Origin of the sequence: Thalassospira sp. TSL5-1, assembly GCF_001907695.1 — a bacterium.
GTDB lineage: Bacteria > Pseudomonadota > Alphaproteobacteria > Rhodospirillales > Thalassospiraceae > Thalassospira.
In genome coordinates this window covers 36,446-59,910 of sequence record NZ_KV880639.1, presented here as the reverse complement: position 1 = coordinate 59,910, position 23,465 = coordinate 36,446, and the positions used below count along the sequence as shown (strand labels likewise).

The 23,465-nt window shown below is 52.9% G+C and carries 23 protein-coding genes; 10 read left to right on the top strand and 13 right to left on the bottom strand.

Going from position 1 to position 23,465, the window contains the following annotated elements; all coding sequences use genetic code 11:
- Positions 1-133 precede the first annotated feature (133 nt).
- Positions 134-427 carry a hypothetical protein gene (locus LF95_RS17180; RefSeq protein WP_073956412.1) on the top strand — a complete coding sequence of 98 codons (294 nt, stop codon included), beginning with the start codon at positions 134-136 and terminating at the stop codon, positions 425-427.
- 38 nt (positions 428-465) lie between these two features.
- Here LF95_RS17180 and LF95_RS17175 read toward each other — a convergent pair whose 3' ends face one another.
- Positions 466-1,389 carry an AraC family transcriptional regulator gene (locus LF95_RS17175; RefSeq protein ID WP_073956411.1) on the bottom strand — a complete coding sequence of 308 codons (924 nt, stop codon included), beginning with the start codon at positions 1,387-1,389 and terminating at the stop codon, positions 466-468.
- Positions 1,390-1,527: 138 nt separating this feature from the next.
- On the opposite strand from LF95_RS17175, the gene LF95_RS17170 reads away from it, so the two are divergent.
- Complete coding sequence (locus LF95_RS17170) at positions 1,528-2,415, top strand: SDR family oxidoreductase (RefSeq protein ID WP_073956410.1); 888 nt, start codon at positions 1,528-1,530, stop codon at positions 2,413-2,415.
- Positions 2,416-2,474: 59 nt separating this feature from the next.
- Here LF95_RS17170 and LF95_RS17165 read toward each other — a convergent pair whose 3' ends face one another.
- Complete coding sequence (locus LF95_RS17165; protein ID WP_073956409.1) at positions 2,475-3,374, bottom strand: LysR substrate-binding domain-containing protein; 900 nt, start codon at positions 3,372-3,374, stop codon at positions 2,475-2,477.
- 99 nt (positions 3,375-3,473) lie between these two features.
- On the opposite strand from LF95_RS17165, the gene LF95_RS17160 reads away from it, so the two are divergent.
- Positions 3,474-3,752, top strand: coding sequence for a hypothetical protein (locus tag LF95_RS17160; protein WP_073956408.1), 279 nt, complete (start codon positions 3,474-3,476; stop codon positions 3,750-3,752).
- 83 nt (positions 3,753-3,835) lie between these two features.
- Here LF95_RS17160 and LF95_RS17155 read toward each other — a convergent pair whose 3' ends face one another.
- The 5 genes from LF95_RS17155 to LF95_RS17135 all read right to left on the bottom strand — a co-directional run bounded on the left by LF95_RS17155 (position 3,836) and on the right by LF95_RS17135 (position 7,998).
- On the bottom strand, positions 3,836-4,048 hold the full coding sequence (locus LF95_RS17155) for an alkylphosphonate utilization protein (RefSeq protein WP_073956407.1): 213 nt from the start codon (positions 4,046-4,048) through the stop codon (positions 3,836-3,838).
- A 183-nt stretch (positions 4,049-4,231) separates the two neighbouring features.
- Positions 4,232-5,167 carry an EAL domain-containing protein gene (locus LF95_RS17150; RefSeq protein ID WP_252509812.1) on the bottom strand — a complete coding sequence of 312 codons (936 nt, stop codon included), beginning with the start codon at positions 5,165-5,167 and terminating at the stop codon, positions 4,232-4,234.
- A 354-nt stretch (positions 5,168-5,521) separates the two neighbouring features.
- The gene (locus tag LF95_RS17145) at positions 5,522-6,568 is read right to left on the bottom strand and encodes a DMT family transporter (protein WP_215905701.1); all 1,047 of its coding nucleotides are present in this window, start codon (positions 6,566-6,568) and stop codon (positions 5,522-5,524) included.
- Positions 6,569-6,668: 100 nt separating this feature from the next.
- Entirely contained in the window at positions 6,669-6,944 is a 276-nt protein-coding gene (locus LF95_RS17140; RefSeq protein WP_073956405.1) for a hypothetical protein, read from the bottom strand.
- Between the two features lie 145 nt (positions 6,945-7,089).
- Positions 7,090-7,998 carry a DMT family transporter gene (locus LF95_RS17135; RefSeq protein ID WP_073956404.1) on the bottom strand — a complete coding sequence of 303 codons (909 nt, stop codon included), beginning with the start codon at positions 7,996-7,998 and terminating at the stop codon, positions 7,090-7,092.
- Positions 7,999-8,193: 195 nt separating this feature from the next.
- On the opposite strand from LF95_RS17135, the gene LF95_RS17130 reads away from it, so the two are divergent.
- Positions 8,194-9,120: an AraC family transcriptional regulator gene (locus LF95_RS17130; protein WP_073956403.1), complete on the top strand. Its 927-nt coding sequence runs from the start codon at positions 8,194-8,196 to the stop codon at positions 9,118-9,120.
- Positions 9,121-9,164: 44 nt separating this feature from the next.
- On the opposite strand, the gene LF95_RS17125 is transcribed toward LF95_RS17130, so the two are convergent.
- A complete protein-coding gene (locus LF95_RS17125) occupies positions 9,165-10,742 on the bottom strand; it encodes an adenylate/guanylate cyclase domain-containing protein (RefSeq protein WP_073956402.1) in 1,578 nt (525 codons plus the stop codon).
- Positions 10,743-10,936: 194 nt separating this feature from the next.
- Here LF95_RS17125 and LF95_RS17120 point away from each other — a divergent pair, with 194 nt between their 5' ends.
- The 4 genes from LF95_RS17120 (at position 10,937) to LF95_RS17105 (ending at position 15,924) form a co-directional block, all read left to right on the top strand.
- Complete coding sequence (locus LF95_RS17120; RefSeq protein ID WP_083607796.1) at positions 10,937-11,836, top strand: helix-turn-helix domain-containing protein; 900 nt, start codon at positions 10,937-10,939, stop codon at positions 11,834-11,836.
- A 95-nt stretch (positions 11,837-11,931) separates the two neighbouring features.
- Positions 11,932-12,828 carry an aromatic amino acid exporter YddG gene (locus LF95_RS17115; RefSeq protein ID WP_073956401.1) on the top strand — a complete coding sequence of 299 codons (897 nt, stop codon included), beginning with the start codon at positions 11,932-11,934 and terminating at the stop codon, positions 12,826-12,828.
- A 187-nt stretch (positions 12,829-13,015) separates the two neighbouring features.
- A complete protein-coding gene (locus LF95_RS17110) occupies positions 13,016-14,797 on the top strand; it encodes a tetratricopeptide repeat-containing sulfotransferase family protein (RefSeq protein ID WP_073956400.1) in 1,782 nt (593 codons plus the stop codon).
- 149 nt (positions 14,798-14,946) lie between these two features.
- The gene (locus LF95_RS17105) at positions 14,947-15,924 is read left to right on the top strand and encodes an adenosine deaminase (RefSeq protein WP_073956399.1); all 978 of its coding nucleotides are present in this window, start codon (positions 14,947-14,949) and stop codon (positions 15,922-15,924) included.
- 32 nt (positions 15,925-15,956) lie between these two features.
- Here LF95_RS17105 and LF95_RS17100 read toward each other — a convergent pair whose 3' ends face one another.
- The 3 genes from LF95_RS17100 to LF95_RS17090 form a co-directional block, all read right to left on the bottom strand.
- Positions 15,957-16,943, bottom strand: a complete 987-nt coding sequence (locus tag LF95_RS17100) for an alpha/beta fold hydrolase (RefSeq protein WP_073956398.1) — start codon at positions 16,941-16,943, stop codon at positions 15,957-15,959.
- Between the two features lie 129 nt (positions 16,944-17,072).
- Positions 17,073-18,368 carry an alpha/beta hydrolase gene (locus LF95_RS17095; RefSeq protein WP_073956397.1) on the bottom strand — a complete coding sequence of 432 codons (1,296 nt, stop codon included), beginning with the start codon at positions 18,366-18,368 and terminating at the stop codon, positions 17,073-17,075.
- 162 nt (positions 18,369-18,530) lie between these two features.
- Positions 18,531-18,935: an OsmC family protein gene (locus tag LF95_RS17090; protein ID WP_073956396.1), complete on the bottom strand. Its 405-nt coding sequence runs from the start codon at positions 18,933-18,935 to the stop codon at positions 18,531-18,533.
- Between the two features lie 258 nt (positions 18,936-19,193).
- Here LF95_RS17090 and LF95_RS17085 point away from each other — a divergent pair, with 258 nt between their 5' ends.
- Together LF95_RS17085 and LF95_RS17080 are read left to right on the top strand one after the other, a co-directional pair.
- Positions 19,194-19,547, top strand: a complete 354-nt coding sequence (locus LF95_RS17085) for a hypothetical protein (protein ID WP_073956395.1) — start codon at positions 19,194-19,196, stop codon at positions 19,545-19,547.
- A 138-nt stretch (positions 19,548-19,685) separates the two neighbouring features.
- On the top strand, positions 19,686-21,401 hold the full coding sequence (locus LF95_RS17080; RefSeq protein ID WP_252509811.1) for a sensor domain-containing protein: 1,716 nt from the start codon (positions 19,686-19,688) through the stop codon (positions 21,399-21,401).
- A gap of 225 nt (positions 21,402-21,626) precedes the next feature.
- On the opposite strand, the gene glnA is transcribed toward LF95_RS17080, so the two are convergent.
- Both glnA and LF95_RS17070 read right to left on the bottom strand, forming a co-directional pair.
- Entirely contained in the window at positions 21,627-23,036 is a 1,410-nt protein-coding gene (gene glnA / locus LF95_RS17075) for a type I glutamate--ammonia ligase (RefSeq protein WP_073956393.1), read from the bottom strand.
- Between the two features lie 63 nt (positions 23,037-23,099).
- Positions 23,100-23,438 carry a P-II family nitrogen regulator gene (locus LF95_RS17070; protein WP_007091888.1) on the bottom strand — a complete coding sequence of 113 codons (339 nt, stop codon included), beginning with the start codon at positions 23,436-23,438 and terminating at the stop codon, positions 23,100-23,102.
- Between the last annotated feature and the right edge of the window lie 27 nt (positions 23,439-23,465).

Sequence of the window (23,465 nt, the reverse complement as noted above, 5' to 3'; positions counted from 1 at the left end):
ACCTCCTTGTCGAAGTTGTCACCCTATACGGTGAAGTGTGGGGACGGGGACCTCTTGCAGGTCTATATGCTCTGGACATTCCCCGGCCGTCTACCTATCACTAGGCTGTTATCACGTCATTCAGGGTAAACACATGAGCGAAGAAAACCAGAATTTCAGTCCGACGGCCTGGACACCTGCGCGCTGTGTGCTTTGGGAAAGCCTGGAGGCCGAGGGGCGGCGGGAGCTTGAGGCGATTGTGGCCAAGGGCAGCGAGATTGAAATTCCCAAGAAATTCGAGGCCCAGTACGAGGCCGTGAAGGGCAAGGAAAAGAAAGTGGCGATTGCGCCCGTCGTGCTCGATTGCATGCGTCGCATCGGCTGGACTGACGCCGTGATTGAAAGCGTATATGCGCCTTATTCCGACGAGGAAGCACCCGCCAGTTAATTCATCTGGCGGGGTTTGTTGGCTTTGACGATCCCACGTTATGCGGCACGAGTCTTGCTGAGCTGTCCATATTGCCGGGGTGAGACGCCCATTTCGCGTTTGAACGCGGTGCTAAACGCACTTTCGGATTCGTATCCCAGATCCAGTGCGATTACGTAAACCGGTTCTCGGGCAGCCTTCAGCCTTTCCCCTGCCAGTAACATTCGCCAATGGGTCAGGTATGCCATCGGGCTTTTGCCAACACGGTCCCTGAATTTGGCGGCAAAGGCGGAGCGGGACATACCGGCAAGGTTCGCCAGAAGGGCGACACTCCAGGGATGGGCCGGGTCATTGTGAATGGCATTAATGGCCGCCGACAATTGTCGGTCCGACAGGGCAAAGAACCAGCCAATGCCATCCTTTGCGTTATCCAGATGCTGGCGCAGCGCTTGAACCAGCATCATATGGGCGAGGTTTTGCAACACAAGGGTGCTGCCTGGTTCGTTGCAGCGCATTTCTTCCATCATCCGTTCAATGGAATGGCGTAGCGCAACAGAGTCGCCCTGTTCCCGAATATGCACGATGGGCGGCAGCAGGGCCAGAAGCATATCAGCCTGTGTGCCATCGAGGATAAAGCGGCTGCTGGCAATCAGATAGTCGCCGCCGTCCTTTACCGTGCGAATATGGCCGAACCCGGTGTTCGCGGCAAAAAAATCCTTTGCCTTAACAGCATCGGCATCCAGGCTGCTGCCAAGAAAAAAGGCCGGTCCATGTGGCAGCAAAAAGCAGTCCCCGGTTTTAAGGTGAACCGGGTCTTTTACGCCCTGAACCGCTAGCCAGCAGTCACCCTTCACCACGGCCCCGGTTTTGATCCCCCGGCCCAAAGAAGGAAAATCAATGCCCCACGGCCCGGCAATATCCATGCCCGCCGACATATAGGCGCGCGGCTTGAGCAATGACAGCACATCAGATAACGGGTCCATGAAGCTTCCTTTTGGACGAATGCGAAATTATTGCGGAGTTTAGCGCATAGTTCGTCCAATCGCTATCACCTATCTTGCGCATATTCAAACGGCTCATATGGCCTGGAAGATGTAATTGATAGCAAGCAGGAGACGGCAATGCGTGTTTTCGTAACAGGAGCTACGGGGTTTGTGGGCAGCGCAGTGGTGCAGGAATTAATCGCACGGGGGCATAAGGTTTTGGGCCTGGTGCGTTCAAGCACATCCGCTCGCGCGCTGGCACAAAGCGGGGCAGAGGTGCATCGCGGGGATCTGACCGACCTGGAAAGCCTGCGCAAGGGGGCGGCCGGGTGTGACGCGGTGATCCATACGGCCTTTAATCATGATTTTTCCAAATATGCCGAAAATTGCGAACATGACCGACAGGTGATTGCGGAAATGGGGGCGGTGCTGGCGGGGTCGTCCCGGCCTTTGATCGTGACATCGGGGATTGGTTTAATCGCAACGGATGGCATTGCCACCGAAGACCATCAGGTCAGCAGCAAAATCCCGCGTGTGGCATCGGAACAGGCAACACTGGCCTTGCGGGAACAAGGGGTGCGGGCATCGTTAATGCGTTTGCCACCATCCGTTCATGGGGCGGGGGATCACGGGTTTGTACCGATCCTGATTGGCCTTGCCCGGCAAAAGGGCATGGCGGCCTATATTGAAGACGGGCAAAATTTGTGGCCTGCGGTGCATCGGGTCGATGCGGCAAAGGCCTTTTGTGATGCGATAGAAGCGCAGGACCCATTGCCGGTTTATCACGCGGTGGGTGAAGAAGGCATAGCGTTTAAGGATATTGCCAGCGCAATTGGTGTGGGGTTGAATTTGCCAGTAAAAGCCCTGACGCGAGAGGAAGCGGCAGATTATTTTACCTGGTTCATCCATTTCGCCCAGATGAATGTGCGTGCTTCCGCCGCCAAAACCAGAGCCAATCTGGGCTGGAAACCCACCGGGCCGGCGCTGCTGGAGGATATGCGCAATACTGACTATTTTGCTGGTTAAGCGGTTGTTTTCGTGACGCAGAATGCCGGGGCCACCTTGCTGGCTCCGGCTTTTGGGTTTTACGCAAATAGGCGCATGCCGCGTTCGGCGATGGTTTTAAAACCCGCCACCATGTGCTCGGCCAGAACATCTTCTATTTCGCCGGTCCCTTCGCGCTTCGCCAGGGTCATGCGGTATTCGCCCAAATCGGGCAGGCCGTGGGCTGAGCCCAGATGCACCAGATCCGGGGAAATGACGCTGATGGGCAGTGGGGCAATGGCAAGGTCGGCCCGGACGGCGGCGATTTGGGCCTGGCAGAACTCGCTGGTATAGGCAATGCGGTAATTAAGCCCGGCATCGTCCAGTGCCTTGAGCGCCATTGCCCGCCAGTAACATCCCGGTTCTGCCAGCGCCATGGGGAGCGGGCGTTTTTCCTGTGCTGTGCCATTGCGTGCCGCCAGCCACACCAGCGGTTCGGCATGAATGGGCGGTTGCGGGTCCAGTTCCGGGTTATAGCTGAAGATGGCAATATCAAGCTCGCCCTCGGAGATGCGGCGGCGCAAATTAAGGGTTGGGCCCAGATACACATCCACCTCGACATGCGGGTGGGTGGTGGCAAAGCGGTGCAAAATTTCCGGCATTGCGACGATGCCGTTATCATTGGGCGCACCCAAGCGAACACGACCGCTAAATTGCGGGTGCAGGAATTTGGAAAAGGCCTCGTCATTTAGTTTCAGCAACCGTCGCGCATAGCCCAGCAATACTTCCCCATCCGGGGTGAGGCGCACTTTGCGGGTTTCGCGATAAAAAAGCTCCCGCCCCACCATTTCCTCCAGTTTCTTGACCTGCAGGCTGATGGCAGAGGCACTGCGGTGGACTTGCGCTGCCGCGCGGGAGAAATTGCCGCTTTCGCAAATGGCAACAAAGGTGCGGGCCAGATCAAGGTCCAGATTGGGAAGGGGGATGGAAATCGGATTCATGTTTCTCTCTTTTGAGTTTTCCTCATAGATAAGGTTAAATCTTCTCGTTTGATTAATCAATATCGGTGCGGCAGGGTTGTCTCAACACAGGAGGTACTAATGATGACCCAGACAATGAATGCACCTTCGTCGCTAACCCGCAGCCGTCATTCGGCGGAAAAGACCATTGCGCGACCGAATGTTGGTTTATTGCGCCGCCTGTATAAAGCCTGGCAAATGCGGCGCGAGGATCGCAACCATATCCGTGCGCTGGAAAAACTGGATGACATGATTTTGCGAGATGTGACCGGGCTGTCGCGGGCGCAGTTGGAAGTGGCGTTTCGTCTGCCCGAAAGCATCGCCCGCCGCGAAATTGCCCGGCATATGAGCCGTCGGTAAATTCTGCCGTTGCAAATAAAACAGGGACGATCATGGACAGAGCATTCTGTCTTTGATCGTCCCTGTTTTTGAAGGTGCCAGGATCAGGCTTTTTTCAGAAATTCGGTTTTCAGCACGATGGTGGTTTTGCCGTTGCGGCATTCCACTTCGCTGTCCTTGTTGGTCAGGCGGACGTTTTTCATCAGAGTGCCGCGTTTCAGGGTGGTCGAGGTTCCCTTAACTTTCAGGTCCTTGATCAGGGTGACGGAATCACCGTCATTCAATTCGGTGCCGTTGCTGTCTTTAACGTCGCTCATTGGGGCCTCGTCTATGGATTGGCGGTCATGCCGCGAGAGGGTTCGGTCGTTCTTGTAACGGGTGAGAACGGTCTGGCAACCATTTATATCTACATATGGCTTTTGTTGATTGGTTCTAAAACAAAACGGACCAGCAAATGGAGCGGTCCGTCGCTATTGTTTGCAGGCTGTACTGTTTGTTTTTTAGGCGTTGCTTGCGCTAAAACGGGTGGGCGAGGGCCTGCCGAGCAAAAAGCCCTGAATATAATCCACCCCGTGATAGAGCAGGAAATCAAGCTCTGCCTGGCGTTCTACACCTTCGGCGACCACTTCAATGCCGATTTGTTTGGCAAGATCGATCAGCTTGCTGACAATGGCCTGCTTATAGATGTCGTTATCGACATAATCGATCAGCTCCCGGTCGATTTTGATGATGTCGGGTTGCAATTGCGAGAGCATGTTCAGGGTCGAATAGCCCGAACCAACATCATCCAGCGCCACGCGAAAACCGGAATCCCGATAGGATTTCAAAATGGCGCGAAGATGATCCGTGCTGTGGATTTTTTCGGTTTCAATTACCTCGAACACCACCTTGCTGCGGTCAAACCCGCATTCATCAATGATCTGAAGGGTGGAGCGCAGACAGGAATTGGGGTCGTAAATGGATGACGGGGTGAAATTGATAAAAATATTGTCGATCCCGGCGGCGTGGGCATTACGCACATTTGCCGCCCGTGCCGCTCGATCCAGTTGAAAAACAAGGTCCGCCGAGGTTGCCGCCCCAAAAAGCCGGTTAGGGGCAATGATGTTGCCCTGGCTGTCAACGGCGCGAATCAGGCATTCGTGGGAAAAGGGTGTTGTCAGGTCCGAGGCGGCAAAAATTGGCTGAAAAACGGAACGAAGCCTGCTTTCGGCCAAAACATCAACCAGCCAGCTTGCACCGAGGCGGGCATGAATGGCGTATAGTGACGTAACGCGCGCGATGTCATCCACAGCCGGTTCCGTGGTGCTGTCCATGATCAGTGCCTTGGTATCGGCCATTTCTTCAGGTGACAGCGTGTCACTCAGGGTTTGCATCACACTGGGCAATGTTGCGATATCGAAATCGGTATATAGGGTGGAGACTGCCAGATTATTCACGACCTGATGGCCGCTTTTGCGTATTTCCGCGATGATTTTTCCGCCTGTATGGGCAACAGGCGGCCAAATATAAAGTCGTCCATGCCGGGGGAGCGGTAGGGGCATGGTCTCGCATTTCTTGCAGTCAGGCACGGTCAGCTTCCTTTGGGATGCGGTATTTCAAAATGGTTATCAGGTCACATGGTTCATCCGTTATCTTGTTTACAATATTGAAAATACAATGTGGCGGGTGATGTTTATCAACTCGTGACGCCGCACAAGTGTGATTTTGTGCATTGTCATTTGGTTATCGGGGCATCATGCACCTTTTTTAAGTGAAGAATGTTGAGTTTCTTCCCTTTCCGAGGGTGATTTTTACGATTTACCGGTGCTGTTAAACAGCCACGCCAGTGGCCGGCCATCAATAATCGCGAGGCCCAGCCCGATCACCATCATTCCGGTTATATCCGTGACATGCAGTTGTTCGCCCAAAAAGCCAACGCCTAATAAAATGGCGCTTACCGGGATCAGAAACGTCACCAATAAAAGATTGCTGGCACCGGCACGGTTAAGCAGCTTGAAATACAGGATATAGGCAAGTGCTGTCGAGATCGCGGCGATGCCCAATACCGCCAGGCCTGTTGTTAGACCCGGCACTGGCAACTGCCAGGGCTTGTCCACCAGCAAGGCAATCGGGGCAAGCATGATGCTGCTGCCCGTGGTTTGCCCGGCAGCGGTGACAATAGGCGAAACGGATTTGAAACGACGGCCAAAAACACCCGCACAGCCATAGGAAATGGCGGCACCGAGCACGGCCAGCGGTGCAATGGCGCCAAGGGACAGCCCGGTTGCGCTGTTGCCAAAATTGGAGATATCGAACAAGACGCTTGTGGCGGGCAGTCCCATGACAATGACAACACCGATAAAGCCTGTCATCACACCGATGATTTTTCGCAGGGTAAGCTTTTCGCTATCGGTGGCGATTTGGGCGATGATCAGGGTGAAAAGCGGTGTTGTGGCGTTTAAAATGGCGGCAAGGCCGCTTGCGATGTAGGTTTGGCTCCAGACGATCAGGGAAAAGGGGATCATATTATTTAAAATCCCCATGATTAGAAAACTGGGCCATAACAATGCGGTGCGCGGGATTGATATTTTTCGCATCCCGATGACCAGCCACAGGATGACAGCCGCAAGTGACACCCGGGCAAGCACCAGGCTGAAGGGTGGTAATTCGCGCAGGGCAATTTCGGTAAAGAAAAACGACCCGCCCCATAAAATGGAAAGTGTGATTAAAAGAAACCAGCTAAGGCCATCCATATTTTGCGATGTGGTGCCGGTTACCTTTGTTTGCATATTGGCAGGTGATGGTGAAATGGTGGACGATATGCGTGCCGCTGTCTTTGAGGATGTTGAGTGCGCCATGATGGCTCCATGCCTGGGTATGTCGGGGATAGCAGGCTAGGAGAACTTTGTTTTTGTCGCTCGCCATCTTCGGACTCTGTCATCGCGGCAAAAGGCGGCTTTAAAATCGTGCGAGATAGCGATGGTTTCGCATATCCCGACCATATTTGTGCGGTGCCAGGCCAATATCGGCCCGCTGACTGTCTGTCATGTCTTCGATGCGCAATGTGTTTCTTCGGCGGATTTGGCACAGGGCCCAGTTTTTTATCAAATCGTTTACGCCATTAAGAATACGGTCAAACCAGTTGGGCCATTGTGGGGCTGGTTCAAGGCCAGGCGATGATTCGTGTGGAAAGTTGATAGGGGTGGCTTTGGTGCTGATGGGGCTTTTGGGCATTTTTGTCCTCCTGGAACTGCAAACCTGAGCAAAGGTTGTGGGTGCAATTCCAGAAGGGTAGTTCGGGTTTCTAGCCCGTGCTCGCCGTTTTCGGACCTGAGGTTTTATTCAGAAAAGGCGGGTGTTGTGACGGGAGATCACCTTTTCATTGTGCGATCTCTGGTGCCGGTATTTTGCGTTTGCGCGTCGGTATACGGGCAAAAATGGTGATGTTACCCAGTAAAATTAACGCAAGCCCCGCAGCCCCTGTTGGCGTCCAGATATAGCCTTCAAGAAAGGTTGAAACCGTAAGCGCCACGACAGGAAACAGGACCGTGACATAGGCCGCCTTGCCCGCGCCAACCCGGTTAACCAGCGCCAGATAGGCCAAAAACGCAATGATCGAGCCTGGAATAGCCAGATAAAGCAACCCGGCAATGTAATAGGGATCCATCGGTAAAACCGGCACTTCACCGCGCAACAAACTAAATACCAGCAACAACGCTGCACCATAGGCCATGCCGCGCACGACGGCATCGCGGGTGGGGATGCCCATTTTGTGCAATTTTACCGATACCATATTGCCAGCCGCGAAAACCGCCGTGCCACCGAGGGCACAGGCCATGCCGGTAATGGCCGCTGCATTGTGCGACAGCGTTGCCAGCTGGTTGGCAAACAGGCAAACGATACCGCCCAAACCCAGTATGGCACCGCCGACAAAGCGCATACCGGGGCGCTGGCCGTAAAACACCCAGTTGCCCAGGGCATTAAAGATGGTCGATGTGGTAAATAATACGGCGATAATGCCGCTGGCGATATAGGACGAGGCGGTATACATCAAAATGAAGTTGATGGCGAAAAGCCCGCAGCCCAACAGAAATATCCACGGATGGGCCCGCCACGGCACAGGTCGCAGGCGACCGGTTAGGGCCATAAAGGCCGCAAGAACCGCTGCGGCAAGTGCAAATCGGTAGAATATCGATATTTCAATCGGTATCGCACCAAGTTGCAGTTTGATGGCGTACCAGGTAAATCCCCAGCACAGGGTGACAATGGCGAACAGGGCAGCGGTCATGGGGCACTCTTACTCATCATATTATTGATGGTAGATATAGGCTGAAATTTGTTGCATGGCTTTCACGATATTGCGGTTTTTTTTATAATCTTGCGCAAAAATGCCCAATAATCAGGGCGAGGCTGGTCAAATCCGGCTTGGCGGGGCAGTATAAGGACATGGTTTGTCTGCCCCGCCTTTGGAATTTCTGATTAAATGACAACGCCCCGCTATCAGAATTATACCGTTTTTAATGAACTGAAAAACAATGCCGACATTGTATCTGCAGGGGATTTTGGTGACGAAATTTCCGCAGTTCGCTGGCGGCGAAATTCTTATGCGCAAAGCCGTTATGACAACCCGGATCACCACACACTCAGCCTGTATCTTGATGGTGGAACGGGCATTTTGCGCGAACAGGGCGCGGTGCCATTATCGGGGGACGGGCCCGGGCGCGTGTGTGTGATGCCCGCCCATGTGTCGTCAGACTGGATGGTGCGGGGCGAGGTGGAGCTGTTTCATCTTTATATTCCAGTAGCGGCTTGGAACCGCGCCGTGATTGAAACACTGGACAAAGACCCCGCCCGAATAGAATTAACCGAAAAGGTTTTCTGGATTGATCCGGCAGTCGAAAAAATGGTGCGCCGGGTTATTGTGCCGCTTGACTGGAGTGCGCCGGCGGATCGTCTTGTTATGTCGACGGCGGGATATGGCCTGGTGGGGCATTTATTGTCGCATTATACTGCACAGAAACCCGGCATCATCAATATTCGCGGCGGGTTAAGTGCGGTGGTGCGTCGGCGGGTGACCGATTATATTGCCGCACATCTGGAACGTGCCATTACGCTAGATGACCTTGCAAGGGTGGCGGGTTTATCGGTTTTTCATTTTTCGCGCATGTTTCGTGTCTCGCTTGGCGAGGCCCCGCACCAGTTTGTGTTGCGCAAACGGGTCGAACAGTCTCGCCATATGTTGCAGGACGGTCAATTGGGGTTGGCTGAAATTGCCGTGGCGTGTGGTTTTTCCAGTCAGGCGCATTTTACCACCCGTTTTGGTTATATAGTTGGTGTTTCACCCGCCCGCTATCGTCAGATCGTGCGCGATAACATCCTGGGTCATGACAGGATGACAAACGCCTTGTAGCGATTTCTGCCATGATGCCAATTGAGCCGGGCTGTTATGTGATGCTAGCTTTGCGCTGGTCGGGCGGGCATATCGGCATCTGCCACTGTGAAAAGCCCGATATGTTTCTGGCGGCCGCGCATGGCGTGTTCGCCCAAATCAATAAAGCTTACATCCTTCTGTAGGCCGGTATTGGCGATAATCAAATCGTGGGTTGTTTTGCTGATTAGAATTTCGGTCCCAGTTTCCTTGTTATAATTTTCCAGCCGGGACGCCAGATTGGCCGTATCGCCCTGTATGGTGAAATCGATGCGATCATTGGAGCCAACCGGCCCCGCCACAACTGGTCCCGAATGAATGCCAATTCTGGTTTTCATGATCAGATTGTTGTCCCCAAAACGGGAATTTTGGGTAATTTGGCGAATGACCAAGGCGGCATTTAGGGCATGTATTGCGTGATCGGGGTCATCATGCAGCACATTGAAGGCGGCATGCAGGGCATCACCGACATAATTCATGACAACGCCACCGTGATGGCGAATGGGCGCATTGACCTGGTCAAAATAGTCATTCAACAGGCTGATAACCTGTTGTGGTGCCAGTTTTTCCGACATGGCGGTAAAATCGCTGATGTCGCAAAACATCACTGTGGCAAATCTGAGTTCGCCTGCTGCACGCGGGTCGCCGTTTTGTTCGCGTTTCAGGGCCAGTTCCACAACGTCACGGCTGACATAGCGTTCAAAGGCGCGGCGCATATTTTCGCGTTCGGCAAGACCTGCAGCCATGTGGTTGAATTCAGCGGCAAGCTGGCCGATTTCGTCGTCACTGGCAATCGGGCTGCGGGCCGTGAAATCAGCCTGGGCAATTTTTTGTACCGCATCGCGCAGATAGCGGATGGGGCGGGTAAGCGTGCGGTTAATAAAGAACAGGCACAGAATGGCTGCCGTTTCGGTTGCAATCACATCCAGCATCACGGCCTGCTGTATCGACAGTCCTTGCAATGCCCTGATTTCGGGAAACAGGGTCAGGTCCAGCAAAATGGCGAGTGATGAGATCAGGGTTAACAGTAGAAAGACAATGGCCAAACGTGGCCCGATGCGGGCCTGGCCGGGGTCAAACGTTACTTGCCAGTTTTCGAACATATTGCGGCGCACGGTTTCGGCCCGGTCCAGGGCGGCAAAGTAGGCGTAAATGGCAAAATGTGCGGCATAGGCAAAGCTGAACCATAAACCCGCTGTTATGCGTGTTGCCAGCGGTACGGTGCTGGCAAGTGCGGGATCATGAATAAGAAAAACACCACTGCCAAAGGCTGCACTACAATAAATCAGCCCAACGCAGAACGCCCATAATGTGGAATGGACATGCAGGCTGTTTAACCGTTTTTTTGCGGCTAAAAGATTGGTTTGATGGCCGTATTGCAGGCCTTTAATCGCCCGGTTGATGGGTCGGAACAACAGGGTTGCACCAAGTGCATTGATGCCGATTAGAATGACGATATTCAGCGTTACTGCACGTAATAGAACGCTGCTATGCCCTGAAATCAGGGCATAGGCACCGGTAAAACAAAAATCGATGGTTGCCATGCCCGCCATTGCGATGACATAGCGGCGTAATTCGCTGCGGTGCTCGTGCTTTGCCTGCATAATTGTTTTCTTGTTGGGGTCTATAAGCAGATAGAAATTTGTGATGGCTGCTTATTTCGCCAAATTTGAACATTTGGATTTTATACGTGGCAATTTGCCCGCTTGATTAATCACGATAATGTGTCGCAAAATCCGCCTTGTCCCCGGACTATTTGGTTCAAAGCGTTCAGAGATGCCGAAACAGGAAAGAAATCTTGCTTAGTTTTCGCAATTATCGGTCCGAAACCTTGACGCATAGTCATGATGATTTTCATCAGATCATCATTTCGCATCATGGTGTTTTGGATTTGGATGTTGATGGGGCAGGGGGCGAGGTTCGGGGGCGGCAAATTGCCTTTGTTCCGGCGGGGGCGAAGCATGCTTATCGTGCCCAGGGCATGAACCGGTTTCTGGTGATCGATCTGGATGCCCAGCTGGCCGAAAATGCGGGGCTAGAGCAGCTTTGGCGCAAGGCAGGTGGCGGGGCCTACCTTTCGGTGGCACGCGATATCCGTTTTGGTGATCTTGAAAATTTACTAGCGGCGAAATCGTCTTTTGGTGATACCGGTTTGGGGTCTTCGTGCCAAATAGGGGCGGGTTTTCCCCTTGTGTCGGCGGCGAATGTTGATATGGCCCTGGATGGGTATGCAAACGCGCGGAGTATGACCGGCCAGTATAATATGCTGCCTTTTCTAACGGATCTTTTGCGCGCTGCCCATATGGGGCCGCAGGTCAGAAGCGTCAGGCATGATAAGCAGCAAGAACAGGAAGGTGGCATTCCGCCACGGGTGGCGCGGGCAATGGAATGGGCCAGTGCACGCTTGGGTGAACCTGTTAGCATCGCCGGGATGGCCCGGATTGCCGCCTTGTCTGAAAGTGCGCTTTTTGCTGCGTTTGAACGGCATATCGGCTGCTCTCCCATGCGCTGGCTGGCGGCGTTGCGGCTGGATTGCGGGCGTGATCTGCTGACGGATCACAACAATACCGACACCATCGGCGAGATTGCACGGCAGGCTGGCTTCCAGGATCAGGCAGCCTTTTCACGGGCCTTTTCGCGCCGTTTTGGGCTTTCACCTGCGCAATATCGCAAACAATGCCGGGTGTGCGGCACATGATAACCCTGTAAAACAGGAGTTTGAGCAAAGACACATCTTAAACCTGCTTTTAGGATGCCCAGCCATATATGTGACGCATCTGATGGAAAACGACGATGTCTTTGCTTGAGTCTAAAACCCGGGCAACCCTGATTGGGACGATTGCTGTTTTGTTGTGGGCCTTGCTGGCCCTGTTTACCACACAGGTAAAATCCATTCCGCCGTTTCAACTGGTCAGCCTGTGCTTTGCGATTGCCGCCATTTTTAGTGGCCTGTGGATTTCCCGTAAGGGCCTGTCGGCTTTTCGGGCGCTGCGGCAGCCGGTAGGGGCGTGGGTTTTGTCGGTTGGCGGGTTGTTTGGGTATCATTTTTTCTATTTTGTCGCCCTGGCCAATGCACCTGCTGTTGATGCCAGCCTTATCGCCTATTTATGGCCTTTGTTTATTGTTTTGCTTTCTGCCCTGCTGCCGGGTGAAAGGTTGCGATGGTTTCATATTGCCGGGGCCATATGTGGTTTGGGCGGGGCTGCGGTGCTTGTCAGCAAGGGGCAGGGGGTTCGGTTTGATCCCGCATTTGCCATTGGCTATGGCGCGGCATTGGTATGTTCAATTTTGTGGTCCGGTTATTCGGTTTTGAACCGTCGCTATCGCGCTGTCCCGGTCGAGGCCGTTTGCGGGTTTTGTGCCGGGGCGGCGATATTGGGTTTTATCACGCACGGTTTGCTTGAAACCTGGGTGACACCCGATGCCACACAGTGGCTTGCGATTGCCGGGTTGGGTCTCGGACCGGTTGGGGTGGCATTTTTCGTTTGGGATTACGGCACCAAACATGGCGATATTCAGGTGCTTGGCGTGTCGGCCTATGCTGCCCCGTTGTTATCAACCCTGATTTTAATCGCCGTTGGCCGTGCGCCCGCCAGTCCGGCGGTTATCTGGGGGTGTTTGCTAATTGTTGGTGGGGCGCTTTTGGCGTCCAAAAACATGTTGCGGCGACGGCCACAAAAAGTGACTTGAAGATTGTTATCTATTATCCGTTGATAAATCCGGCTTTTAACAGCCGGATTTATTTTTTGTGGATTATTTGTGACATTGAAATATTTTTAGACTGTGCATTGCGGTATAAATGACTTAAGGTCATTGCAACGCTGGGGAATTTCGGGGGAAATGTCACCACGGTTGAAAAATGCTTCGGGATATTGTTATGAAGCAAACGCAAAAAAAAGAATCGCTATCCTTAATGAAGGAAGCGATGGCGGCACGAGAGTTTGACAGGGCAGCGGCCATTGGCGCTAAACTGCTTAAAACCCATCCCAAAGGGGTGGAGCTGCTTTTGATGACGAGCGTCGCCGAACTTCAGGGTTCGCAGCCACGCCGCGCTTTTCCCTGTTTGTCGAGGCTATTATCAATTGTACCCGCGACGGGGCGTCATATTGGTATGGTATTGCAAAACCTGCTGGTTTTCGCACGTGCAACAGGTGACTATCATTCAGTAATGGCGCTGGCAGACAAACAGTACCGTCAAAAACGGGAAGAGCCGCTTTTTGCTGAATATCTGGCAAATGTCATTATTGAACATGACAAGTATATTTCGGCAGCACCAACCTATTCACCCGAAATCATGCGGGCAGTTAAGTTGCTGGAAAACATCCCGGCGACTTTTTCGCGCTATTATGAAAGCCAGAAGGCGCTTGCGCAGCTTTATATTCGTGTCGAAATGACCGATAAAGGCCTGTCGTTGTATGACAAACTGGTGGCCGACAGGCCAGATGACAGGTACTTGCGCCTTTTGCAAATTTCAGCCCAGGCCTTAAGTGGTCAGGTGGATCCGGCGGTGTGTAATAGCCTTGATTTGATTGAAAATCACAAGGAAACTGATACCCAGCCCTATCTGGTCGTGTCGTTTTTGCGGCCACATGTTATGCCAGATCATGCAATACCCTTTCTGGAAGAGGTGTTCGCCGATACAAAGCAACACCCGCAGCACCGGTTTAATGCGGCCTTTGCCCTTGCCCGCACCGCCGAGGTGCGACAGCAATTTGATACTGCCTTTGAATGGTACCAAAAGGGCCATGCGGCACATCGTTCGACTGTTGCCTATGATGGTGAACGGGAACTAGCCGAGATTGAGCGTATTATCGCCCTAACCCGGCAGGATGCTGTCCGTGCTGTTGAACGTAGGGATGTTACGGCACAGCTTGCCGCTGAAGATGATAAGGCCGCACCTAGGCCGATTTTCATTGTCGGAATGCCGCGGTCGGGCACTACGCTGACAGAGCGTATAATCGGCGCGCATAGCGATGTTTATCCTGCGGGTGAAGCAGGTGATTTCGCCCGTGCAGTAACCGAAACTGTGGGGCCGGGTGCCATTTCGGCGCAAATGGAGCGCATTGACGATAAGGCTGCGCGTGCCATTCGCAAAAAATACCTTGCCGCAATGAAGGGCTATGCCCCGAACGCAAAAATGGTTGCCAACAAAACACCGGCAAACTTTTTGCGACTGGGGCAGATCCGCCGTGTCTTCCCCGATGCGCCGGTCATTCATTGCCAGCGGCATCCTTTGGCAACCACGCTTTCAATTTATACAACGCCTTTTGCCAATCCCATGCGCTTTGCCGATAGCCTTCAGGATCTTGCGGATTATTACCGTGGTTATGAAAAAATCATGGCGGCTTTTTCAGCGGTTGATGCGGATGGGCAGATTTTTGATTTGTCCTATGAAGAACTGGTGGGTGACCCGGAAACGGTCGCGCCGAAATTGCTGGCTCATTGCGGGCTGGAATGGCAGGCTGAGTGTCTTGAATTTTATCGTAGCCGCCAGGCAGCCCGTACCGCCAGCCTGATGCAGGTGCGCCGACCAATCAATGCTGAAGCAGTTGATAAATGGCAGCGATTTAAACCCTATATCGGCCCTCTTGCCGAATTGGCCGGGCCGGAAGAGACCGTCGGCAAATCAGGCCGTGATGATAAAACACAAGCTGCCTGATGGCTTTGACAGAGTTTGCCTGTCTTAAAACGGCCGTTCCCATGTCGGGGCGGCTGTTTTTTGTTATAGGGTAAAAACAGGCTTCATTTTCCGGTGCAAAGCCATTACCTGTGAAGAAGTAAAACAGTCATTCAAACCATGAGGGCACCATGACATTGACCCTTCCGAAGGCGGAACTGCATTTGCATCTGGAAGGGGCGATGACGCCTGATCTGGTCCGGTTGTTTGCCGCACGTAATGGTCTTGCCGTTGACGATGGCCTTTATGACGAAAATGACCGGTATATTTGGGCCGATTTTCCACAGTTTCTTGATAGTTATGATCATGCCAGCAGCGTTATTCGCACGCGCCAGGATTATAGCGACCTGACCTGCCATTATCTTGTCGAACAGGCAAAAATCGGTGCGTTATATGTCGAACTGTTTTGTTCGCCGTCTCATGCTGCAATGCAGGGCCTGTCCTTTGACGATCATTTGCTGGCGGTGGCGGATGGCATTGACCGGGCCTATAAGCAAAGTGGCATTATTGGCCGTATCGTCATGACCTGTGTGCGCCATCTAGGGCCTGATCAGGCGGTTGATGTTGCCCGCCAGACGGTTGCCTGTGCCCACCCTCATGTTGTTGGTTTTGGTATGGGGGGCAATGAAACCCTGTTTACCCAAAAGGATTTTTATCCGGCTTATAAATTGGCGGCAGACGCCGGTCTGGGCTGCACCACCCATGCTGGCGAGGTTTTAGGCCCGGAAAGTGTGTGGGATGCGATTGATCATTTGCCTGTGGACCGAATTGGTCATGGTGTGCGCGCGATCGAAGATGAAAAACTTGTTAGTGAACTGGCAAAACGTGGCGTTGTGCTGGAGGTTTGCCCCGGGTCCAATATTGCCCTTTCGGTTTATCCTGATTATCAAAGCCACCCTTTGCGCAGGCTTTATGATGCCGGGGTGAAGGTGACGCTGGGGTCGGATGATCCACCGTTCTTCCATACGACCCTGGCCGATGAATATCAGCGTGCCAGCGACCTTTTTGGCTTTGGCGAGGATGAATTGCGCGGCATTACCCGCACGGCGATTCACGCCGCCTATGTCGATGCTGAGACCAAGGCATTGCTTCTTAAAAAGTGTGAATGATGACAGGTTTTACGGGCGGGACTGACGTATCGTCAGCCCGCCGCCTGTGTCTCAGGTAGGGTGTGCGGTGTTGAAACGTCCTGCCAGTCAGGATGATGCTGCTTTATGTGTTTTTCAAAGATATCCCAAAACTGATTCCGCAATTCGTCACGTTCCTGCAGGATTTCGTGCCGTGCCTTTGCCACTTCGTGAAGTGATACGTCGGGATGCCGGGCAAACAGGCGTTTGGTTGCAGCATTGCTGACAACCCGGTCATTGCCGGAAATAATCATGGTTGTTGGCGGCAGGGAGGCGGCGTTTTTCTGTGCAGCCTTGCCTGAGGCTTCGGCCAGTTGAAAATCCAGCAATGCCTGGGCACGGAAGCAGGCATCCAGCCAGCCTGCCGATACACCACCTACAATCAGTTCCGGCTGTTTATGCAGTAACGCAAAGCTGCGTTCATAGCGCCCCTGATCCGAGGTTAGCAGGTTATCGGGGTTAAAGGGCTGCAGGGGCGACAGCATCTTTTGACCCGGCAGGTATTTTTTATCCATGCCAGCCTTGCACAGGCTGCTTGAGACCATCTTGGCCAAGCTTACCATCCAGTCCGGTCCTGCCAGTCCAAAAAAAGGCGCGATCATCAAGGCCGATGAAAACTTCTCTGGTGCGGCAAGCAACAGGTTAATGCCGACCAGACCACCCGTTGAATGGGTCATCAGCATCGGAAAATCAATGTCATGACGCGCCTTGACATAATCGGCGACGGTATGGGCATCTTCGACATAATGGGCGATATCGCCGACATAGCCCATTTCTGAAAGCGGGGTTTCGCGAAGCGAGCCACCTTGCCCGCGAAAATCAAAGGTCACACAGCCAATTTGCCGCGCTGCCAGGTCGCGGGCGGTTTCGCTGTAACGTTCAATAAATTCGGCCCGGCCCTGAAGAATGAAAATATGGCCGCGTGCGTTTTTGGGCGACGAAATGCCATAACGCAGTTTCGTCCCGTTCGAGGACAGGCAATGCTGAATTTCAAATGGCATGCGAATGGTCTCGTCCTGGCGGCATCATAAAGGAAAAGGAAAGGGGGTAAAGCAAACCCGCGATATCGGGCGGGGGTTAACCTAAATGCTGAGAGGTTAATGATTAGATGGGGTAACGATTGGAAAAGATCAATGTTCCAGCGCCTTATGGACGAAATCTGTCATTTTTATCATCATGCGTCCGAAATCGGGGTTAAAGGTTCCGCGCCGCAATGTGCCGGGTGTCGCCGATTCCACAAGGTTGGTTTCGCCATAGATGGCGTCATTATTATCGGCCTTGCAGGCTTTATAATCGGCAGGTTCGGTGTAATGGTCGCACCGGCGAAAATCGCCTGTCAGGCCATAATGCGGGTTATCGGGGCTCATTGTCAGGGCGATATGGGCCATATTAAGTGTTCGGTAGTCCGGGTTGGCTGATTTGACAATATCAACATCGTCGCAAATTGGCTGTATCCGGTCTTCGACAGCTTTTTCCTCGCCCTGATACCAGATCATGTAACGGTCATCTGATTCGACCTTGCCACAAAAGAAATGCAGGGCAACCTCGGAGCGTACCGAGCGATCATCCGATGTGACGGCCATAAAAACCGGGACAGTCAGCGGGGGCAGCGTATATTCGTTAAACGGAACAGTAAGAAGTTGAAATTCCGCCGCAGCATTCATGGCAAGCGTTTCATATTTGGCAACATCGTGGTCGCCGTGCTTTTCCACCCAAGGCATCACATAGCGCATATAGGGGCTAAGCCAGGCAAGGTCGCTATAGGCTTTGAAACCGGGGGATAGCAATACCATCCCGGAAAGTTCCGGGTCGTTCCTATGGTCTTCTGCTGCGCGAACCAGCAGTGCCGCGCCCATTGAATAACCAACCGGGATGATATGGCGAATATTGGCATCAAAACTTTCAAAACCGTATGTGACCATATTTTGCCAGTCATCGCGGCTTATGTCGCGCAGGTCGCCTGGTACTGTGCCATGTCCGGGTAACAAAAGGCCATGCAAAGTCGCACAGGGAAACGCCTCATGCAGAGAGGTCGCAACATCTCGAAGCAGGTAGGGGCCATCAGACAGGCCATGTACCATCAAAAAGCCAACACCATGGCCATTGGCAACATTTTTGCCTTTTTGGCTGCAGGCGGCACTGTCGGGCTTAATTGCATAGGGGGAACGGATATCGACAGCGTCTTCGATCGAATAGGGGCCAAAAGGCTGCTTTTCCTGCTTAAAGCGGATGTCCGAGAGGGCGGCACGTACTTTGTCCCGGCTTTCGCTGACATATTTGTCATAAGGTGTGCCAGGTTGGGGCGTGGTAATGGCGTGTCCTGAGGCCTCGTAACGTTCAGGCCCTTTATCGCAGGCGGTAACAAGGCAAAGACCGGCCAGAACAAACCAAATTTGCGCACGGGCAGTAAACCTTGGAAACGGCATGGATCGGGATCCTGTGGTGGCGATAACATTTTGTCGCAGGTGTAACTGCAATCGGGCAGGGTATTTCTTCATATCACATGGCGGTGGCATAAAAAATGGCAACGGCATTCTTGTTGCTGCCGTTGCCATTCAACATCCGGTCACCCTGTATCAAATACCGGCTTAATCCAGCAATTCCCAGCTGTGGGTCAGTTCCGCAGCCTTGGACAGCATGATCGAAGCAGAGCAGTATTTTTCAGCCGAAAGATGAACCGCCCGTTCAATTTTGGCTTCGTTAAGGTTTTCACCACGGACTTTGAAATGCAGATGGATTTTGGTGAAAACCTTGGGATCGGTTTCGGCGCGTTCGGCAGTGATGTCGGTTTCGACATCCTGTACGTTTTCACGTCCCTTTTGCAGGATGTGAACCACGTCAATTGACGAACAACCGGCAACCCCCAACAGCAGCATTTCCATTGGGCTGGGGCCGTAGCCATTTTCGCGATCCCCATCCATGACAACGCCATGACCAGATCCGCTGGTACCCGTGAAAGTCAGTTTATCCAGCCATTTTACCCGTGCTTGCATTTTGTCTGTTCCTTTGCATGTCGTCCCGGCGGGACGAGGAGAAAATCTGTATGGATTTACCTCTAGCCGGACAAAAGGTTGCTATCAAGCCCGCAATTGGTGGAGGCAGGGGTGTTTAAGATGACGATGAATACCTAAATCATGCAAATATCATAAAAAATGCCAGCTTTAGGCATTTTGTGATGATAATGAATGCGTTAATATAACCTTATGTACAATATGGTTTGCTAGGTTGTTAACCATAGGGGGCACCTCGAAATGACCGAAGATGCTGGCCGCACAAAAAGCCGTTTTCGTATGGCACTTGAACATGTCATCCGGGAGATCAACCATGAGGTGATTAGCCCGGCCATTCCCGATCTTACGGTCGAAGAAATCTTGCCGTTGATGGTGTCTGTTGCCCGTTCCCGTGCCGAATATTTGCACTATGCCTTCAAGCTGGCGGGGGATGGCAAAACCAATCATCCAACCGAGGCGGAAGTACTTAAATTGCGCCAGCTACGCGAGGCATACGAGGAAATGAAGGCTGCCAGCCAGGAACTCGAACATTGCGTTGATCGGGGGTATATCGACCTGGCGGATAATCCGACGGCCAAAAAGCCTGCCAGTTGACCGGTTACATCCCGGCTTCGTGCGCTATAGAGACGACAGCATACTTTCCAACGGTGATCCCGTGCGGGCAAAATGTGTTTGTAAATTTATCTTTGAATTAACCAGGGGGAGCGCCGGTAGTCGGCGCGTATAGGTGCATTGGCGATCAGCTCTGATATTGTTGCGACGGCGGCCTTGGCGCGTGACGGCATCATTTTTCTTTCCGCATCCGATTTGTCCATTCAGCATGCAAACCAGCTTACGCTTGATATGCTGTCGAAGGTCTCGGTTGGTCTTAAGTCGGGAACGGCATTAAAGCAGTTTTTGGCCCTGCTGTCGCGAGAGGTAACGTTTGTCGATAGCGACGGGGTTGAAGCGGTCCGCAAGGCATTGTCTCAAATCGGCAAGAAGGGCGAACAGGAATTACCCGGCTTTAGTGTCGGGGACGTGCGCGTATCCTGGCGCAAGGTTGACGGTCCTTCGGGGATGCCTGTTTTGATGTTGCGTGACATCACGCGCGCCGAAGCCATGACCCGTGCGCTGACCGATCACAAGTTCTTTATCCAGCATCTGATCGATGTTTTGCCCATTCCGATTTATGTGAAAAACTTGGAAGGTGTTATCAATCGTTGCAATACCGCCTTTTCCGCACTGATTGGCAGCAAGCTGGACGCGGTTCTGGGGCGCAAGTCGGCTGATGTTGCGCCAGCACAGCTTGATAAAACCATGCAGTCAAAGGAAAAGCCCCTTTTGACAAGCGAAGGTAACATCAGCGAAGAGATTACCTTTGAAAACCATGACGGCACTGAAAAGACGGCTATTTTTGCGGCATCGACCTTAAAAACGCCCAGCGGCGTCATTGGCGGCACCATTGGTTCGCTGATTGATATTACATCGCTGAAAAAGGCCGAGGCGGAAGTGGCTGGTGCTGCCGCACGCTTGACCGATATTTTGCAAAAGGCACCGATCGGGGTCGGGATTTCGGACCGGGAAACCGGCAAGTTCCTGTTTTTTAACCGCACCTTCATCGAGCTGCTTGGCCTGAAAGTAGAAGCTGACGGGGAAGGGACAAAAAACGCCGATACCCCGGATTCAATGAAAAAAACGCTTCTGACCGATGCAACGGACAGCATTTTGCTATCTGAACGCTATCGTGAAAAAAGTCTGTTTGAAATGGATGCAATGGGCGAGTTGCACGATGTGGAATTGCGCATTCGCCCCCAGGGCGCAAAAGAGGCCCGCTGGCTCAAAACATCGTTAGAGCCTGTTCCCTTTGAGGGGCGTGAAGCCGTTTTGTGGTGGGTTGCTGACATTACCAAACAAAAAATGGCGGCGCGCGAATTGCAGAACAAGGCTAACAATGATGAATTGACCGGCCTTGCCAACCGTGCCCGCTTTATGCAGAAGCTGAACCATTGTGAATCCGTGCTGCGCGGTACGGAAACCCCGGCTGCCGTGTTTTTGCTGGATTTGGACGGGTTTAAGCAGGTTAACGATACGCTGGGCCATGCGGCAGGTGATTATGTGCTGGTGGAAACTGCACGCCGCCTGGTGCGGGTTGGGCGCCGGGCAGACGAGATCGCCCGTTTGGGCGGCGATGAATTCACGCTGGTTTTTGTCAATAAGGGTCGTGGCCCGGAAATGGCAAAAATGGCCGAGGAAATTCTCAAGGCGCTTGCAGAACCCTATGTCTGGCAGGGCAAACCGTGCCCGATTGGGGCGTCTATCGGTATTTCGGTTTTTGATGGCGGGTTTTGTGACATGAACGAACAGCTTCGCCGTGCCGACAAGGCGATGTATCAGGTTAAACTGGCAGGCAAAGGAAATTATGCCATTTACGATGCCGCCAAGGATACCGATTTGATCGAGGAATAAACAGCCAAGCCGAGATTAAACCGCCCTTGGCTTGCGATATCAACCCCGTTTGCAGAAGGCTGCAGGCGGGGTTTTTGTTGCCTGATGAATAAGCAGGCAGGTGAGACATTTGGCTGTTGTGCGCTATTGGGCTTTGACTCTGTGGTGTGCTGAATGGATCGGCAAAATGAAAACGCCCGGCAAAATGCCGGGCGTTTCCCAAAGACGGGGTAATTGGCGAACCAATTAGCCGCTGTAATACATATCGAATTCGACCGGGTGCGGCGACTGTTCGAAACGGATAACTTCTTCCATTTTCAGACCGATGTAAGCATCGATCAAATCGTCGCTCATCACGTCGCCCTTCTTCAGGAACTCGCGGTCCTTGTCCAGGCTTGCCAGTGCTTCACGCAGGGAGGCGCAAACGGTCGGAACTTCTTTGAGTTCTTCCGGCGGAAGATCATAGAGGTTCTTGTCCATGGCTTCGCCCGGATGGATCTTGTTTTCGATACCGTCAAGACCAGCCATCAGCATGGCAGAGAATGCCAGATACGGGTTGGCAAGGGCATCGGGGAAGCGGATTTCAACGCGCTTGCCCTTCGGCGAAGCGGTGTAGGGAATACGGCAGGAAGCCGAACGGTTACGGGCAGAATATGCCAGCAGAACCGGTGCTTCAAAACCCGGAACCAGACGCTTGTAGCTGTTGGTTGTCGGGTTGGTAAACGCGTTCAGCGCCTTGGCATGCTTGATGATACCGCCAATATAGTAAAGGGCGGTGTCAGACAGGTCAGCATAACCATTACCAGCAAACAGCGGCTTGCCTTCATTCCAGATCGACTGGTGCACATGCATGCCAGAACCGTTATCGCCCCAAACCGGTTTTGGCATGAAGGTTGCGGTTTTGCCATACTGGTGTGCAACCATGTGGATGCAATATTTGTAGATCTGGATCGCGTCTGCATGATCGATCAGGGTGCCAAAACCGATACCCAGTTCGTGCTGTGACGGCGCAACTTCATGGTGGTGCTTTTCGCAACGCACGCCCATTTCGTTGATGTAGTTGACCATTTCGGCACGGATGTCGTTGGCCGAGTCAACCGGCTGTACCGGGAAGTAACCGCCCTTCGGACCCGGGCGGTGGCCACGGTTGCCGCCTTCGAATTCGGTGCCGGTGTTATACGGACCTTCTTCGGAGTCAAGCTGGTAGCCCATGCCTTCGCCAGCGGTGGTCCAGCGGACGTCGTCGAACATGAAGAATTCGGGTTCGGCGCCGAAATATGCGGTGTCGCCAATACCAGCCGATTTCATGTAGGCAAGTGCGCGTTTTGCGGTCGAACGCGGGCAACGTTCGTAACCCTGGCCGGTGGCCGGTTCGATAACGTCGCAAACAACGATCAGGGTCGGCTGCGCGGTGAACGGGTCAACAACGGCGGTCGAGGGATCGGGCATCAGAACCATGTCGGATTCATTGATTTCTTTCCAGCCCGCGATTGACGAACCGTCGAACATGATGCCGTCGGTAAAGACGTCTTCATCGATCGAGCAGATGTCCTGCGCGGTGTGCTGCCATTTACCTTTGGAATCGGTAAAACGCAGATCCACGAACTGGATGCCTTTTTCTTTGATCAAATTAAGTACTGAAGCAGCGTCAGACATGATGCAACCCTTTAAAACTCAATAATTAGTGACCGTATGGCGAATAAAGACGTAAACGACCGATCAGATCGCGTCGTTACCCCGTTCGCCGGTACGGATACGGATCGCGTCCTCAAGCGAGGATACGAAAATTTTACCATCGCCGATCCGACCGGTATGGGCGGCCTGCTGGATCGCCTCGATTGCACGCTCGACCAGCGTGTCTTCGACAACAATCTCAAGCTTCACCTTCGGCAGGAAATCGACCACATATTCGGCGCCACGGTAAAGTTCCGTGTGGCCTTTTTGACGGCCAAAGCCCTTGGCTTCGGTAACGGTAATCCCTTTAAGGCCGATCTCCTGAAGGGCCTCCTTAACCTCGTCAAGCTTGAATGGCTTGATGATGGCTTCAATCTTTTTCATTAAGCGCCCTCTGCTTTTTGCGAGAGT

Excerpts from the sequence above, each read along its gene's own strand:
- LF95_RS17180 (WP_073956412.1), top strand. The coding sequence starts at position 134 with ATGAGCGAAGAAAACCAGAATTTCAGTCCGACGGCCTGGACACCTGCG.
- LF95_RS17175 (WP_073956411.1), bottom strand. The coding sequence starts at position 1,389 with ATGGACCCGTTATCTGATGTGCTGTCATTGCTCAAGCCGCGCGCCTAT.
- LF95_RS17170 (WP_073956410.1), top strand. The coding sequence starts at position 1,528 with ATGCGTGTTTTCGTAACAGGAGCTACGGGGTTTGTGGGCAGCGCAGTG.
- LF95_RS17165 (WP_073956409.1), bottom strand. The coding sequence starts at position 3,374 with ATGAATCCGATTTCCATCCCCCTTCCCAATCTGGACCTTGATCTGGCC.
- LF95_RS17160 (WP_073956408.1), top strand. The coding sequence starts at position 3,474 with ATGATGACCCAGACAATGAATGCACCTTCGTCGCTAACCCGCAGCCGT.
- LF95_RS17155 (WP_073956407.1), bottom strand. The coding sequence starts at position 4,048 with ATGAGCGACGTTAAAGACAGCAACGGCACCGAATTGAATGACGGTGAT.
- LF95_RS17145 (WP_215905701.1), bottom strand. The coding sequence starts at position 6,568 with ATGGCGCACTCAACATCCTCAAAGACAGCGGCACGCATATCGTCCACC.
- LF95_RS17140 (WP_073956405.1), bottom strand. The coding sequence starts at position 6,944 with ATGCCCAAAAGCCCCATCAGCACCAAAGCCACCCCTATCAACTTTCCA.
- LF95_RS17135 (WP_073956404.1), bottom strand. The coding sequence starts at position 7,998 with ATGACCGCTGCCCTGTTCGCCATTGTCACCCTGTGCTGGGGATTTACC.
- LF95_RS17130 (WP_073956403.1), top strand. The coding sequence starts at position 8,194 with ATGACAACGCCCCGCTATCAGAATTATACCGTTTTTAATGAACTGAAA.
- LF95_RS17125 (WP_073956402.1), bottom strand. The coding sequence starts at position 10,742 with ATGCAGGCAAAGCACGAGCACCGCAGCGAATTACGCCGCTATGTCATC.
- LF95_RS17115 (WP_073956401.1), top strand. The coding sequence starts at position 11,932 with ATGTCTTTGCTTGAGTCTAAAACCCGGGCAACCCTGATTGGGACGATT.
- LF95_RS17110 (WP_073956400.1), top strand. The coding sequence starts at position 13,016 with ATGAAGCAAACGCAAAAAAAAGAATCGCTATCCTTAATGAAGGAAGCG.
- LF95_RS17105 (WP_073956399.1), top strand. The coding sequence starts at position 14,947 with ATGACATTGACCCTTCCGAAGGCGGAACTGCATTTGCATCTGGAAGGG.
- LF95_RS17100 (WP_073956398.1), bottom strand. The coding sequence starts at position 16,943 with ATGCCATTTGAAATTCAGCATTGCCTGTCCTCGAACGGGACGAAACTG.
- LF95_RS17095 (WP_073956397.1), bottom strand. The coding sequence starts at position 18,368 with ATGCCGTTTCCAAGGTTTACTGCCCGTGCGCAAATTTGGTTTGTTCTG.
- LF95_RS17090 (WP_073956396.1), bottom strand. The coding sequence starts at position 18,935 with ATGCAAGCACGGGTAAAATGGCTGGATAAACTGACTTTCACGGGTACC.
- LF95_RS17085 (WP_073956395.1), top strand. The coding sequence starts at position 19,194 with ATGACCGAAGATGCTGGCCGCACAAAAAGCCGTTTTCGTATGGCACTT.
- glnA (WP_073956393.1), bottom strand. The coding sequence starts at position 23,036 with ATGTCTGACGCTGCTTCAGTACTTAATTTGATCAAAGAAAAAGGCATC.
- LF95_RS17070 (WP_007091888.1), bottom strand. The coding sequence starts at position 23,438 with ATGAAAAAGATTGAAGCCATCATCAAGCCATTCAAGCTTGACGAGGTT.